Source organism: Citrobacter cronae, from assembly GCF_016893685.1.
In the GTDB taxonomy this organism is placed as follows: domain Bacteria; phylum Pseudomonadota; class Gammaproteobacteria; order Enterobacterales; family Enterobacteriaceae; genus Citrobacter; species Citrobacter werkmanii.
Map to the genome: position 1 here is coordinate 2,890,019 of NZ_CP069763.1, position 14,828 is coordinate 2,904,846.

Consider the following 14,828-nt stretch of genomic DNA (forward strand, 5'->3'; position numbering starts at 1 on the left):
CATCCTGCACGACCCACCATCCTGAAAGTATAAAGAAGTAAACCCTATAAGGGGGCGTTAGCTCAGTTGGTAGAGCAGTTGACTTTTAATCAATTGGTCGCAGGTTCGAATCCTGCACGCCCCACCAGTGTAAAAAGGCGCCCTAAAGGCGCCTTTTTGCTATCTGCAATATGGAAGATTCGAACCTGCTTGCCTGATGCGCTTCGCTTATCAGGCTTACGGGTGCCAAATGTAGGCCGGATAAGACGCCAGTCGCCATCCGGTACTCATCACACGCAATTATTGTGACTTTTCTGCACTAATCCGCTATCTTGTTTAGCATATAAAACAAACTAAACCGAATATGGCGTGTGTCACGCTTTTAATCGGTTATTTCGTTAAGCCAGTAAAACGAGAAAGCAAGATGAGCGTGATGTTTGATCCTGAAGCTGCAATTTATCCATTTCCGCCGAAGCCAGCACCGCTGAGTGCGGACGAAAAACAATTTTACCGTGAAAAAATCAAGCGCCTGCTGAAAGAGCGTGATGCCGTTATGGTCGCGCACTATTACACCGATCCTGAAATCCAACAGTTGGCCGAAGAGACCGGCGGCTGTATTTCTGATTCTCTGGAGATGGCGAGGTTCGGCTCAAAACATCCCGCTTCTACGCTGTTGGTTGCGGGCGTGAGATTTATGGGAGAAACCGCCAAAATTCTCAGCCCGGAAAAGACCATCCTGATGCCAACCCTGCAGGCAGAATGTTCATTAGATCTGGGTTGTCCGATTGATGCGTTCAGCGCGTTTTGCGACGCGCATCCGGATCGCACCGTAGTGGTTTACGCCAATACCTCAGCAGCAGTTAAAGCACGTGCCGACTGGGTCGTGACCTCCAGTATTGCGGTTGAACTTATTGAGCATCTTGATAGTTTGGGTGAAAAAATCATCTGGGCCCCGGACAGACATCTGGGCAACTACGTGCAAAAACAGACCGGTGCAGACGTTCTTTGTTGGCAGGGGGCGTGTATCGTCCACGACGAGTTTAAAACTCAGGCTTTAACACGCATGAAAGCGCTTTACCCCAATGCCGCCGTGCTGGTGCATCCGGAGTCCCCTCAGTCCATCGTTGATATGGCCGATGCGGTCGGGTCAACCAGCCAGTTAATCAACGCAGCAAAATCGTTACCGCACCAGCAACTGATAGTGGCGACAGACCGGGGTATTTTTTACAAAATGCAGCAAGCTGTTCCCGATAAAGAGTTGCTTGAAGCGCCAACGGCAGGCGAAGGGGCAACCTGTCGCAGTTGCGCACATTGTCCGTGGATGGCGATGAACGGCCTCAAGGCGATTGCTGAGGGTCTGGAGCAAGGGGGGATTGCTCACGAGATACATGTAGATGCAGCGCTGCGAGAAGGTGCATTGCTGCCGTTAAACCGCATGTTGGAATTTGCGGCTACACTTCGGGCTTAATTAATTTATTTGCTCTGGGGGAAAAGATGGACTTTTTTAGCACGCAGAACATTCTGGTACATATTCCGATCGGTGCGGGCGGTTACGATCTGTCGTGGATCGAAGCCGTGGGGACGATCGCCGGGTTATTGTGTATTGGCCTGGCGAGCCTTGAGAAAATCAGTAATTACGTCTTCGGACTGATAAACGTCACGCTGTTTGCGATTATCTTCTTTCAGATCCAGCTCTATGCCAGCCTGTTGCTGCAGGTTTTCTTTTTTGCCGCGAATATCTACGGCTGGTATGCCTGGTCCCGGCAAACCAACCAGCATGAGGCAGAGTTGAAAATACGCTGGTTGCCGTTACCGAAAGCGATCGGTTGGCTGGCTGCTTGCGTGGTGGCGATTGGCCTGATGTCGGTCTATATCGATCCGGTGTTTGCATTTTTGACACGTATTGCCGTGAACATTATGCAGGGGCTGGGATTACAGGTAGCGGCTCCAGAGTTGCAACCCGATGCATTCCCGTTCTGGGATTCCTGCATGATGGTGCTGTCGATTGTGGCGATGATCCTGATGACGCGCAAATACGTTGAAAACTGGCTGTTGTGGGTGATCATTAACGTCATTAGCGTAGTGATCTTTGCTCTGCAAGGCGTATATGCCATGTCACTGGAATATATGATCCTGACGGTTATCGCCCTGAACGGAAGCAGGTTGTGGATTAACAGCGCGCGTGAGCGGGGTTCCCACGCGCTGTCCCATTAATGGTGATGATGTGCATGGCCGGACACGCCTTGATACAGGTGGCAGTCCGGCCCATTGCACGGCTGATATTCCATCTGGATCGTGGCGTGTTCAATCTGGTAGTGATGAATCAGGAAATGTTGAATACGCTCCAGCAGCGCGTCGTGATCGTGCGGCGGGACCACCTGCACATGCAGCGTCATGACCGGTTTTTCACCTACCATCCAGACGTGTACATGATGCACATTGCGAACTTCGGGGATATCCCGGCTGAGATGGCGCTGCAAGGCGGCAATATCCAATGTAAGCGGAGCGCCTTCCAGTAATTCATTTACGCTATCTTTCAATAACCGCCAGGCGCTACGCAGTACCAGCACGGAAACCAGAATCGAGAGAATTGGGTCCGCTGGCGTCCAGCCCGTCCAGATAATAATCAGCGCAGCGATGATTGCTCCAACCGAGCCGAGCAAATCGCCCATTACGTGTAGCGCTGCGGCGCGGACGTTAAGGTTTTTCTCTTCACTGCCGCGATGTAAAACCCAAAAAGCGAGCACGTTCGCCAGTAAACCCGCGACAGCAATGATCATCATCATGCCGCCCGCTACGGGACGTGGCGTATGGAAGCGCTCAATCGCCTCCCAGACGATTAAAATGGTGATCACAACCAATGCGATGGCGTTAACAAACGCGGCTAATGTTGTGAGTCTCAACCAGCCGAAAGTGTGCCTTATAGTGGGCGGGCGTCTGGAGAACTGGACCGCCAGCAGGGCAAATAGAAGCGCGGCGGCATCTGTGAGCATATGTCCGGCATCAGCCAGTAACGCCAGCGAGCCTGAAATAATTCCACCCACCACTTCAACCAGCATAAATCCGGCTGTAATGCAGAATGCGAAAAGCAATCTGCGGGCATTATTGTCCTTAGTTTGCTCAGGGGAAGTATGAGTATGTGAGTGCGCCATTATGCCATCCCTTTGTTATTCTCACCTTTACTGTATGTCATGATACCGTTTTTGGGATGATAAAATTAAAAAGGAGAGCTATTGCTCTCCCGTTATTAGCTTTATTTTCAGCGTTACTGGGTAGTACCGTCAGTTTTGGTGTCGGCATCATTATTGATGCCGTTTCCGGTCTCAACTTTTTTATTCACATCCGGGCAGCGTCCGTCCTTACACATGGTGTTTTTATGCACCTCGTCTTTGGTCATTCCTTCATGGTTCATTGATGAACCGTCCGGATGCAGCATTGTGCCACCCGAATTCACGTTGTTGTTATCGACATTATTTGGCGCAACGTTTTCGCGCGCGTCTGGCGCGACTTGACCGGCATCTGCCGCGGAATTTGCCTGGCCGTTATTCGACTGCGTGTTGGTGTCAGCTGCGAGCGCCGCGCCGCTGGCGAGGCTGAGTGTGGCCGTCAAAAAGAGTGAAGTCAGCTTTGTCATATGCATATTATGCTCCTGTTATGATTGAGATGTCGGATAACGTCTTCCAACAGTGCATGTGCCAGTACATCAGCAGGACATGGTTAATAGTTTTGCTATGCAAATTAAAACCAGCATAGAATCTTGAAATTTATGAGAATTTAAGCTGTTGCAGTTATAAATTGTAGTCTGGATCTCTTTTTTCGCTACTTTATTGCGTTTTTTGGGCCTATTCCAGGATTAATCCGTCCAAAGTGTAAAACCCCGTTTACACTTTATGACTGAAGATATAGATTGGAGGGATTGCATTCATTTATATAAGTATGGCAACGCTGGAATAATCATGAATTATCAGAACGACGATTTACGCATTAAAGAGATCAACGAATTATTACCCCCGGTCGCACTGCTGGAAAAATTCCCCGCTACTGAAAATGCCGCCAATACGGTGGCGCATGCCCGTAAGGCGATTCATAAAATTCTCAAAGGCAGTGACGATCGTCTGCTGGTGGTGATTGGGCCGTGTTCTATTCATGATCCGGCAGCGGCTAAAGAGTATGCCGCTCGCTTGCTGGCGCTACGTGAAGAGTTAAAAGGCGAACTTGAAATCGTCATGCGCGTCTATTTTGAAAAACCGCGTACAACCGTAGGCTGGAAAGGACTTATCAACGATCCGCACATGGATAACAGCTTCCAGATCAACGACGGTCTGCGCATTGCCCGTAAACTGCTGCTGGATATCAACGACAGTGGTTTGCCGGCCGCAGGCGAGTTCCTGGATATGATCACCCCACAATATCTTGCCGATCTTATGAGCTGGGGCGCAATTGGCGCACGTACTACAGAATCTCAGGTACACCGTGAATTGGCGTCAGGTTTGTCCTGCCCGGTTGGTTTTAAAAACGGTACTGATGGCACCATCAAAGTCGCCATTGATGCAATCAATGCTGCCGGGGCGCCGCATTGCTTCCTGTCTGTAACCAAATGGGGCCATTCGGCGATTGTGAATACCAGCGGTAATGGCGATTGCCATATCATTCTGCGCGGCGGCAAAGAGCCGAATTACAGCGCTCAGCACGTTGCCGACGTGAAAGAAGGTTTGGTCAAAGCGGGGCTTTCTCCGCAGGTGATGATCGACTTTAGCCATGCCAACTCCAGCAAGCAGTTCAAAAAGCAGATGGATGTTGCGAAAGACGTTTGCGGGCAGGTTGCCGGTGGCGAAAAAGCAATTATTGGCGTGATGATTGAAAGCCATCTGGTTGAAGGTAATCAGAACCCGGATAGCGGTGAACCCCTGACCTACGGCAAGAGCATCACCGATGCCTGCATTGGCTGGGAAGATACCGATGCGGTGTTACGCCAGTTGGCGGAAGCGGTAAAAGCGCGCCGCGGGTAAAAAACTCATCCGGGTTAGCCTCGGTAGGCCGGATAAGGCAACGCCGCCATCCGGCAATAAAAAAAGCGTGGAGCATTCCACGCTTTTTTTATTGGGAGCGAAAAAATTACTTCGCTTTACCCTGGTTAGCAACGGCTGCGGCTTTTGCCGCGATCTCGTCAGCGTTACCCAGATAGTAGTGTTTAATCGGCTTAAAGTTTTCGTCAAACTCATACACCAGCGGTACGCCGGTCGGGATGTTCAGTTCGAGGATTTCATCTTCGCTCATGTTATCCAGGTACTTCACCAGCGCGCGCAGGGAGTTACCGTGAGCAGCGATAATTACGCGCTCACCGCTTTTCATACGCGGCAGAATGGTTTCGTTCCAGTAAGGAATCACGCGATCGATGGTCAGCGCCAGGCTTTCGGTGAGCGGTAGTTCTTTGTCAGTCAGTTTGGCATAACGCGGGTCGTGACCCGGATAACGCTCGTCATCTTTGGTCAGTTCCGGTGGGGTAACCGCAAAGCCGCGACGCCATTGCTTAACCTGCTCGTCACCGTATTTTTCAGCGGTTTCTGCTTTGTTCAGACCCTGTAGCGCGCCGTAATGACGCTCGTTCAGTTTCCAGGATTTCTCAACCGGCAGCCAGGCCTGATCCAGTTCGTCCAGGACGTTCCAAAGGGTATGGATGGCACGTTTCAGCACAGAGGTATAGGCAAAATCAAAGCTATAGCCTTCCTCTTTCAGCAGTTTACCGGCCGCTTTTGCTTCACCTACGCCTTTCTCGGACAGATCAACGTCATACCAACCGGTAAAACGGTTTTCGTTGTTCCACTGACTTTCACCGTGTCGTACCAGAACCAGCTTAGTTACAGCCATACACTCACTCCTATCAATCATATTTAATGATAATAATTCTCATTATATTGCCGTAATGAGTCAGCGGCAATGATTACGCATAACCATAGCGAAAATAGCGCCACAGTGTAAGGTTCTTGTGAACTCAAGGTTGCGATTTTGTCTTTGGATGATGGGGGGGTGAGCGGGTTTGCTGCGGAAAACAAACAACAGGCCCGATAAATTTATTCTATCGGGCCTGTCAGGATGAACTGTCAGGCAGGAATAAACTGATATTCCGTCACGCTGGTATACTCTTCACCCGGGCGCAGGAAGCAGTCCGGCTGTGGCCATTCTGGATGATTCGGGCTGTCTGGCAGAAACTCACTTTCCAGCGCCAGACCTTGCCAGTCTTCATAGGCCTCCGGCCCACGTGAAGGCGTACCGCCAAGGAAGTTTCCTGAGTAAAACTGCAATGCCGGGGCTGAGGTGTAAACCACCATCTGCAGTTTTTCATCCTGAGACCAAACCTGAGCCGCCGGAGTACGCGCATTGCCTTGTGCCTGGAGCAGGAAGGCGTGATCGTAACCTTTTACCTTGCGCTGATCGTCATCGGCCAGAAATTCGCTGGCGATGATTTTCGGGGAACGGAAATCAAAAGTGCTTCCGGCGACGGATTTCAGCCCGTCATGCGGGATGCCCATTTCGTCTACGGGTAAATACTCGTCCGCCAGAATTTGCAGCTTGTGCTGGCGCACATCCGTTTTGTCACCGTCGAGATTAAAATAGATATGATTCGTCAGATTTACCGGGCAGGGCTTATCAACCGTGGCACGGTAGGTTATCGAAATCCGATTATCGTCAGTCAGGCGATACTGCGCGGTGGCGCAAAGATTCCCAGGGAAACCCTGGTCGCCATCGTCAGACGTTAAGGCAAACAGCACCTGACGGTCATTCTGATTCACTATCTGCCAGCGACGTTTGTCGAAACCGTTCGGTCCGCCGTGCAGTTGGTTATCACCCTGGCTTGGCAGCAATTCAATGGTTTCGCCGTCAAAGGTATAGCGGCTGTTGGCGATACGGTTAGCGTAGCGGCCAATGGAAGCCCCCAGAAACGCAGCCTGTTCCGGGTATTGCTCCGGACTGGCGCAACCGAGCAGGGCTTCGCGCACACTACCATCGCTAAGTGGAATACGCGCAGAGAGCAGCGTTGCGCCCCAGTCCATGAGCGTGACCACCATCCCCGCGTCGTTACGCAGGGTAAGCAGGCGGAACGGCTGACCGTCGGGCGCCATTACGGGAATTTCGTTTAACATTGTCCGGCTCCTTGTGAAGGTTTACAGACGTAAAATGTTTCTTTAATACCGGTTTTAGCTTCGTACTGTTCGGCGACGGCCTGCTGCACGGCAGGCACCAGATCTTGCGGGATCAGCGCCACAATACAGCCCCCGAAGCCGCCGCCTGTCATACGAACACCACCTTTATCGCCGATGGTTGCTTTGACAATCTCAACCAGCGTATCAATTTGCGGCACGGTAATTTCAAAGTCATCGCGCATTGAAGCGTGAGATTCCGCCATCAGCTGACCCATGCGTAACAGGTCGCCTTTTTCCAGCGCATTCGCAGCTTCAACGGTACGCGCGTTTTCCGTGATCACGTGACGAACGCGTTTGGCGACAATCGGATCCAGTTCGTGAGCAACTGCGCTAAAGGTTTCAAAGCTGACATCACGCAGGGCAGGTTGCTGGAAGAAACGCGCCCCGGTTTCACACTGTTCGCGACGGGTGTTGTACTCGCTACCCACCAACGTACGTTTAAAATTGCTGTTGATGATTACCACCGCCACGCCTTCAGGCATGGAAACGGCTTTGGTGCCCAGCGTACGGCAGTCGATCAGCAGCGCATGATCTTTCTTGCCAAGCGCGGAGATCAACTGATCCATAATGCCGCAGTTGCAGCCGACAAACTGGTTTTCAGCTTCCTGGCCGTTCAGAGCAATCTGCGCCCCGTCGAGCGGCAGATGATAAAGCTGCTGGAACACGGTGCCTACCGCCACTTCCAGCGAAGCCGAAGAGCTTAAGCCTGCGCCCTGAGGCACATTACCGCTGATCACCAGATCCGCGCCGCCAAAGGCGTTATTACGCTTTTGCAGATGCTTCACCACGCCACGCACGTAGTTTGACCACTGCTGGCTGTCATGAGCGATAATTGGCGCGTCCAGAGAGAACTCGTCCATTTGATTATCGTAGTCAGCCGCGATAACGCGAACTTTTCTGTCATCGCGTGCCGCACAGCTAATCACGGTTTGATAGTCGATAGCGCAGGGCAGAACGAATCCGTCGTTATAATCGGTATGTTCGCCAATCAGGTTTACACGGCCCGGTGCCTGAATAGTATGGGTGGCAGGGTAGCCAAATGTTTCAGCAAACAGAGATTGTGTTTTTTCTTTCAGACTCATTATTTAAACTCCGGATTCGCGAAAATGGATGTCGCTGACCGCACGCAGTCGTTCAGCCGCTTGTTCTGCTGTCAGGTCGCGCTGGGTTTCCGCCAGCATTTCGTAACCGACCATAAATTTGCGCACGGTTGCCGAACGCAGCAGCGGCGGATAAAAGTGTGCGTGCAACTGCCAGTGTTGGTTTTCTTCACCGTTAAACGGTGCGCCGTGCCAGCCCATGGAGTAGGGGAATGAGCACTGGAACAGGTTGTCGTAACGACTGGTCAGTTTTTTCAACGCCAGCGCCAGATCAGCGCGCTGTTCGTCGGTCAAATCGGTGATACGCAGGACATGCGCTTTTGGCAGCAGCAGCGTTTCGAACGGCCATGCCGCCCAATAGGGTACGACTGACAGCCAGTGTTCTGTTTCAACGACCGTACGGCTACCATCAGCCAGTTCACGCTGGACGTAATCAAGGAGCATCGGCGCGCCCTGTTCGGCGAAGTACGCTTTTTGCAGGCGATCTTCACGTTCGGCTTCGTTGGGCAGAAAGCTATTGGCCCAAATCTGTCCGTGGGGATGGGGGTTCGAACACCCCATTGCCGCGCCTTTATTCTCAAAGACCTGCACCCAGGGATAGGTTTTGCCTAAATCTGCCGTCTGTTCCTGCCACGTTTTCACGATTTCTGTTAGCGCAGGCACGCTGAGTTCCGGCAGCGTTTTGCTGTGATCGGGCGAAAAGCAAATCACGCGGCTGGTACCGCGCGCGCTCTGACAGCGCATTAACGGATCGTGGCTGTCCGGCGCGTCCGGGGTATCGGACATCAGCGCGGCAAAGTCGTTAGTAAAAACATAGGTCCCGGTGTAATCCGGGTTTTTATCGCCGGTAACACGTGTATTGCCTGCACACAGGAAGCAGTCCGGGTCATGTGCGGGTAGGACCTGCTTAGATGGTGTTTCCTGCGCCCCTTGCCAGGGGCGTTTTGCACGATGCGGTGAGACGAGGATCCACTGCCCGCTGAGCGGGTTAAAACGGCGGTGTGGATGATCGACAGGATTGAATTGCGTCATGATTGATCCTTAATCCGTATATCCCTGCGGATGGCGTGACTGCCAGTGCCAGGTGTCTTGTGCCATTTCATCCAGGGTGCGAGTTACGCGCCAGTTGAGCTCGCGATCGGCTTTACTGGCATCTGCCCAGTAGGCAGGAAGATCGCCATCACGACGCGGGGCAAAATGGTAATTCACCGGTTTACCGCAGGCTTTACTGAAGGCGTTGACCACATCCAGCACGCTGCTGCCGATGCCCGCCCCGAGGTTGTAAATATGCACGCCCTGTTTGCCCGCCAGTTTTTCCATCGCGGCGACGTGGCCATCTGCAAGATCCATTACGTGGATATAGTCGCGAACGCCGGTGCCATCTTCGGTAGGGTAGTCGTTGCCAAATATGGCAAGGGACTCGCGGCGGCCAACGGCAACCTGTGCGATGTAAGGCATCAGGTTGTTTGGAATACCTTGCGGGTCTTCACCCATATCGCCTGACGGATGCGCGCCAACCGGGTTGAAGTAGCGCAGTAAGGCGATACTCCAGTCGGGCTGTGCTTTTTGCAGATCGGTCAGGATCTGTTCAACCATCAGCTTACTTTTGCCATACGGGCTTTGTGGTGTGCCGGTGGGGAAACTTTCAACGTAAGGAATTTGCGGCTGATCGCCATAGACGGTCGCGGAGGAGCTGAAAATGAAGTTTTTCACGTTAGCGGCGCGCATGGCATTAACCAGACGCAGCGTCCCGTTGACGTTGTTGTCATAGTATTCCAGCGGCTTGGCAACGGACTCGCCAACGGCTTTTAACCCGGCAAAATGGATGACCGTGTCAATGGCATGATCGTGCAGAATTTCGGTTATCAGCGCTTCGTTACGAATATCCCCTTCCACGAAAGTCGGGTGCTTGCCGCCTAAACGCTCGATGACGGGCAGAACGCTGCGCTTGCTGTTGCAGAGGTTATCCAGGATCACCACCTCGTGACCGTTTTTCAGCAACTGCACGCAAGTGTGGCTTCCTATGTAACCGCTACCACCTGTAACCAATACTCTCATAATTCGCTCCGTTAAGCCTATGGTATGCAATAACCATAGCATACCAAAGATGCGAAAAGTGTGACATGGAATAAATTAGTGGAATCGTTTACACGGTGATGTTTTCACTCGTTTGCATTGGTTATTTTATTTTAAATCCTCAGGTTAAGTTGTTATCTCGGAGTTTATCTGAAAAAAATGCAGAAAAAAGGGCGTGTTAAACGCCCTCAAATGAAAATTAACGCAGAGAGGTTTGTTGATAGGCGTAGACATCACCCTCGGGCACAAACTCCAGTCGATGGGTAATGCAGGCTGGGGCATCTTCAGCATGGTGGGAGACAAACAGCAGTTGGGTTTCGCCTTCACCGATCAGTACATCCACAAACCGACGAATCAGTTGGCGATTGAGCGGGTCCAGGCCTTGCAAAGGTTCGTCGAGGATTAACAGAGTCGGGTGTTTAACCAGCGCACGCACAATCAACGCCAGCCGTTGCTGCCCCCAGGAAAGACTGTGGAACGGCGCATCCGCGGTACGTTTATCCATGCCCAGAATATCCAGCCACTGCTGGACCAGTTTGTGCTGTCTGTCAGAGACGGCCTGATAGATGCCGATTGAGTCAAAGTAGCCGGAGAGAATCACGTTGCGTACCGTCGTACTGACCCGGTAATCCAGATGCAGGCTACTGCTGACGTAGCCGATGTGTTTTTTAATATCCCAGATAGTTTCACCACTACCCCGGCGGCGGCCAAACAGCGTTAAATCGTTGCTGTAACCTTGGGGGTGATCGCCGGTGATTAAACTCAGTAGGGTTGATTTTCCCGCCCCGTTGGGGCCGACGATCTGCCAGTGTTCCCCCGGATTTACCTGCCAGCTCAGATGATGCAGGATAGGGCGATCGTTATACGAGACGGTGCCATCGTTAAGCACAATACGCGGCTCGTTATCGGACAGCGTGCGACGGACCGAAGGCTCGTCCGGCTCGGGTAATTGGATGCCTTCCAGGCGTTCACTATGGGCAAGTTGAGCGATTAATGCCTGTTGCAGAAGGTCTGCTTTTGCGCCGGTTTCAGTCAACGTGCAATCGGCAAGTACGCCGGCAAATTGCACGAACTCGGGAATCTCATCAAAGCGGTTAAGCACCAGTACCAGCGTAAAACCAGTCTGGTGCAGTTCAGCGAGCAGTTCTGCTAACTGGCGACGGGACGCCACGTCCAGCCCGTCAAAAGGCTCATCAAGGATCAGTAAATCCGGTGCGGACATTAACGCCTGACAGAGCAGGGTTTTGCGTGTTTCACCGGTGGAAAGGTATTTGAAACGCCTGTTGAGCAGGGAAGAAATACCAAACTGCTGCGCCAGCGCAGCGCAGCGAGTGGGGTCGTTGACCTCATCCTGAATGATTTCTGCGGTGGTACGCCCGGTGTCATCTTCACCGGGGCTGAGAAGATCGGTGTTGTTTCGCTGCCACTCGTCGCTGACCAGCTTTTGTAGCTGCTCGAAGGAGAGTCGGGTAATACGTGTAAACTGACAGTGACGCTCACCTTTCAGTAGCGGCAATTCTCCTGCCAGCGCACGGGCCAGCGCGGATTTCCCGCTGCCGTTAGAGCCCACAAACGCCCAGCTATCACCCGCGTGTAATGTCAACGCATCTAACTGGAGCGTTTTTGTGTCGCTAAGACGAAACGTGCCTTGCGAAATTTGCAATGATGACATTTTGTATCCCATTATTTGCAGCAATTAATGACAGGGATACGTGTTCTTCAGGCTAATGTCAATTAACTCAGCACAGCGTCGCAATAATCACTTTGTCAGCATTAAAATATGCTGTTGCGTTAGCACCTTCCGCTAAAGCGTGAGTCTGATCCACTGGCAGCGTCGCACACAGCGTCTGGCCGTCTGGCAACGTCATTAACACCTCACATTGTTCTGCGCCGCGTTCGATATGACTAATCGTTCCATGCAACTGATTATCAGCGGCCTGAGCGATAGCATCGTCCTGGGTAATGCCTACCCACGGTGCTTTCAGCAGAATTAATACTTCTTTGCCTTCCTCAAGACCCAAACGCTCACCGCTTTGCGCAGTAATCGCCACCTTCAGGCGCGTTTCGCCATCGGCCAACAGGACGTCGACATGCTGTTGTACCTGGTCGTGGTCGCGAGCGGTAATCGTGCCAAACCATTGGTTACGGGCGCTGGTTTGCAGTGAAAAGCGGGAAATGGCTGCCAGCAGGCTATTGAGCGGCAGCGCATCGTCATCGCTCAACACATCAAACGCTTTTTGTTGAATTTGTGCGAGCAAATCATACAGTTGGATCAGACGCTGGCCGTAACGCGTCAACACCGCGCCGCCGCCGCCTTTACCGCCGGTGGCGCGCTCAACCAGCGTTTGCTCACTGAGCTGGTTCATTTCGTTAATCGCGTCCCAGGCGCTTTTATAACTGATACCCGCATCCTTCGCGCCCTGACTGATGGAGCCGGAAAGCGCAATGTGCTTAAGCAGAGAAATGCGACGGGGATCGGCAAACAGTTTTTGCTGAAGTTTCAGCGTAAGAAGGATTTCGGCCTGCATCACAAGCTCCTGGCAAAAAAGGGTATTGTGACGGAAAACCGCGTGCGCGCAAAGCCAACCGCACAAAAGGGGAGTGCTTTTCTGCGTGATGTGGTTAGAATACAACTAAGGACTATATCTGGAGTTGACCATGTTAGAGTTATTGAAAAGTCTGGTATTCGCCGTAATCATGGTACCTGTGGTGATGGCCATCATTCTGGGTCTGATTTACGGACTGGGTGAAGTGTTCAACATTTTTTCCGGTATCGGTCAGAAAGACCAGTCCAGACAGAATCATTGATTCCCCAAACGCCCGCTCAGTCGGGCGTTTATATTTTTGCCTTTCAGCCCCTTTTCTCTGGCAACAGTTTCTCAAGATCCTGCTTCTCGTGCCGATATTTTCATGGCGTAACCTCTAATTGGTATCAATAACCGCTGGGAAAATTCTGGCTTAACCGTTATATTTGCGCGTACATAACGAAACTCAAAGGAGCTACAGATGGCACGCACATGGTTACGCTTGTTTGCAGGGGCGACGCTTTCTCTTTCTGTCGCAGGACATGCATTGGCGGATGAAGGGAAAATCACGGTATTCGCAGCGGCTTCGCTCACCAACGCGATGCAGGATATTGCGACGCAATACAAAAAAGAGAAGAACGTTGACGTCGTCTCCTCTTTTGCCTCTTCTTCTACGCTGGCGCGTCAGATTGAAGCAGGCGCGCCTGCTGACCTGTTTATTTCTGCCGATCAGAAATGGATGGATTATGCGGTCGATAAAAAATCGATGGATACCGCCACGCGTGCAACGTTGTTAGGCAACAGTCTGGTGGTGGTGGCGCCGAAAGCCAGCGCCCAGCAAGACTTTACTATCGACAGTAAAACCAACTGGACCCATTTGCTGAATGGTGGACGCCTGGCTGTCGGCGATCCGGAACATGTTCCGGCAGGCATTTATGCCAAGGAAGCACTGCAAAAACTGGGCGCATGGGATACTCTGGCGCCGAAACTGGCACCTGCGGAAGACGTTCGCGGTGCGCTGGCGCTGGTGGAACGTAATGAAGCGCCGCTGGGGATCGTCTATGGTTCCGATGCTGTCGCCAGCAAAGGCGTCAAGGTTGTCGCGACCTTCCCGGAAGATTCACACAAAAAAGTGGAATACCCTATCGCGATTGTTGATGGGCACAAAAACGCAACGGTCAGCGCGTTCTATGATTACCTGAAAGGACCGCAGGCTGCTGAAATTTTTAAACGTTATGGATTTACGACCAAGTAATGATACTGACCGATCCTGAATGGCAGGCCGTCATACTGAGCCTGAAAGTTTCTTCCCTGGCCGTGTTGTTTAGTCTGCCGTTTGGGATCTTCTTTGCCTGGCTGCTTGTGCGATGCACCTTCCCGGGTAAAGCGCTGCTCGACAGCGTTCTGCATTTGCCGTTGGTGCTGCCGCCGGTGGTGGTGGGGTATCTGCTGTTAGTCGCCATGGGGCGGCGCGGATTTATCGGTGAGCGGCTGTATGACTGGTTTGGCATCACCTTTGCCTTTAGCTGGCGCGGTGCGGTGCTGGCTGCGGCGGTGATGTCTTTCCCTCTTATGGTACGGGCAATTCGTCTGGCGCTGGAAGGTGTCGACGTCAAGCTGGAGCAGGCTGCCCGAACGCTCGGGGCCGGACGCTGGCGCGTATTCATGACCATTACCTTACCGCTGATGTTGCCCGGCATTATTGTCGGGACGGTGCTGGCGTTCGCGCGTTCCCTCGGGGAATTCGGCGCAACGATTACCTTTGTCTCCAATATTCCTGGCGAAACCCGCACTATCCCCTCGGCGATGTATACCCTGATCCAAACGCCTGGCGGCGAAAGCGCAGCGGCAAGATTATGCATTATTTCTATTGTGTTGGCGCTGATTTCACTGCTGATTTCTGAATGGTTGGCGCGTATTAGCCGTGAGCGGACGGGGCGATAATC

General features: G+C 52.3%; 15 protein-coding genes and 1 tRNA gene. 7 read left to right on the plus strand and 9 right to left on the minus strand.

The genetic code is table 11. From position 1 onward, the window contains the following. Positions 1–51 precede the first annotated feature (51 nt). The 3 genes from JSN25_RS12365 to pnuC all read left to right on the plus strand — a co-directional run bounded on the left by JSN25_RS12365 (position 52) and on the right by pnuC (position 2,193). Positions 52–127: transfer RNA gene (locus tag JSN25_RS12365), tRNA-Lys, on the plus strand. A gap of 276 nt (positions 128–403) precedes the next feature. Then, the gene (gene nadA, locus JSN25_RS12370; protein ID WP_137351008.1) at positions 404–1,447 is read left to right on the plus strand and encodes a quinolinate synthase NadA; all 1,044 of its coding nucleotides are present in this window, start codon (positions 404–406) and stop codon (positions 1,445–1,447) included. A 26-nt stretch (positions 1,448–1,473) separates the two neighbouring features. Next, complete coding sequence (pnuC, locus tag JSN25_RS12375) at positions 1,474–2,193, plus strand: nicotinamide riboside transporter PnuC (RefSeq protein WP_038638959.1); 720 nt, start codon at positions 1,474–1,476, stop codon at positions 2,191–2,193. On the opposite strand, the gene zitB is transcribed toward pnuC, so the two are convergent. Continuing rightward, on the minus strand, positions 2,190–3,131 hold the full coding sequence (gene zitB, locus JSN25_RS12380) for a CDF family zinc transporter ZitB (protein WP_085047485.1): 942 nt from the start codon (positions 3,129–3,131) through the stop codon (positions 2,190–2,192). The two genes, pnuC and zitB, sit on opposite strands and share 4 nt — an antisense overlap. Positions 3,132–3,244: 113 nt before the next feature. Further along, positions 3,245–3,619, minus strand: coding sequence for a YbgS-like family protein (locus tag JSN25_RS12385; protein WP_038638965.1), 375 nt, complete (start codon positions 3,617–3,619; stop codon positions 3,245–3,247). Between the two features lie 316 nt (positions 3,620–3,935). Here JSN25_RS12385 and aroG point away from each other — a divergent pair, with 316 nt between their 5' ends. Continuing rightward, positions 3,936–4,988 (plus strand): 3-deoxy-7-phosphoheptulonate synthase AroG, encoded by a 1,053-nt coding sequence (gene aroG / locus JSN25_RS12390; protein WP_038638968.1) that lies wholly within the window; start codon positions 3,936–3,938, stop codon positions 4,986–4,988. A 106-nt stretch (positions 4,989–5,094) separates the two neighbouring features. Here the strand turns inward: aroG and gpmA are convergent, their stop codons facing one another. The 7 genes from gpmA to modE all read right to left on the minus strand — a co-directional run bounded on the left by gpmA (position 5,095) and on the right by modE (position 12,885). Further along, positions 5,095–5,847, minus strand: coding sequence for a 2,3-diphosphoglycerate-dependent phosphoglycerate mutase (gene gpmA / locus JSN25_RS12395; protein WP_038638971.1), 753 nt, complete (start codon positions 5,845–5,847; stop codon positions 5,095–5,097). A gap of 233 nt (positions 5,848–6,080) precedes the next feature. Continuing rightward, on the minus strand, positions 6,081–7,121 hold the full coding sequence (gene galM, locus JSN25_RS12400) for a galactose-1-epimerase (RefSeq protein ID WP_204524970.1): 1,041 nt from the start codon (positions 7,119–7,121) through the stop codon (positions 6,081–6,083). Continuing rightward, a complete protein-coding gene (gene galK / locus JSN25_RS12405; protein WP_087857618.1) occupies positions 7,115–8,263 on the minus strand; it encodes a galactokinase in 1,149 nt (382 codons plus the stop codon). Before galK ends, galM begins: the two co-directional genes overlap by 7 nt. Before the next feature lie 3 nt (positions 8,264–8,266). Continuing rightward, positions 8,267–9,313 carry a galactose-1-phosphate uridylyltransferase gene (gene galT, locus JSN25_RS12410; protein ID WP_204524971.1) on the minus strand — a complete coding sequence of 349 codons (1,047 nt, stop codon included), beginning with the start codon at positions 9,311–9,313 and terminating at the stop codon, positions 8,267–8,269. Positions 9,314–9,322: 9 nt separating this feature from the next. Continuing rightward, on the minus strand, positions 9,323–10,339 hold the full coding sequence (gene galE / locus JSN25_RS12415) for a UDP-glucose 4-epimerase GalE (RefSeq protein WP_038638984.1): 1,017 nt from the start codon (positions 10,337–10,339) through the stop codon (positions 9,323–9,325). A gap of 217 nt (positions 10,340–10,556) precedes the next feature. Beyond that, entirely contained in the window at positions 10,557–12,029 is a 1,473-nt protein-coding gene (gene modF, locus JSN25_RS12420; protein ID WP_085047484.1) for a molybdate ABC transporter ATP-binding protein ModF, read from the minus strand. A gap of 67 nt (positions 12,030–12,096) precedes the next feature. Further along, positions 12,097–12,885 (minus strand): molybdenum-dependent transcriptional regulator, encoded by a 789-nt coding sequence (modE, locus tag JSN25_RS12425; protein WP_204524972.1) that lies wholly within the window; start codon positions 12,883–12,885, stop codon positions 12,097–12,099. 130 nt (positions 12,886–13,015) lie between these two features. On the opposite strand from modE, the gene JSN25_RS12430 reads away from it, so the two are divergent. From JSN25_RS12430 to modB, 3 genes are all read left to right on the plus strand, one after another. Next, positions 13,016–13,165 carry an AcrZ family multidrug efflux pump-associated protein gene (locus JSN25_RS12430; protein WP_003023026.1) on the plus strand — a complete coding sequence of 50 codons (150 nt, stop codon included), beginning with the start codon at positions 13,016–13,018 and terminating at the stop codon, positions 13,163–13,165. 198 nt (positions 13,166–13,363) lie between these two features. Then, positions 13,364–14,137: a molybdate ABC transporter substrate-binding protein gene (gene modA, locus JSN25_RS12435; protein WP_087857616.1), complete on the plus strand. Its 774-nt coding sequence runs from the start codon at positions 13,364–13,366 to the stop codon at positions 14,135–14,137. Further along, positions 14,137–14,826, plus strand: coding sequence for a molybdate ABC transporter permease subunit (gene modB, locus JSN25_RS12440; protein ID WP_038638996.1), 690 nt, complete (start codon positions 14,137–14,139; stop codon positions 14,824–14,826). The genes modA and modB overlap by 1 nt, the downstream gene beginning before the upstream one ends. Positions 14,827–14,828: the final 2 nt, after the last annotated feature.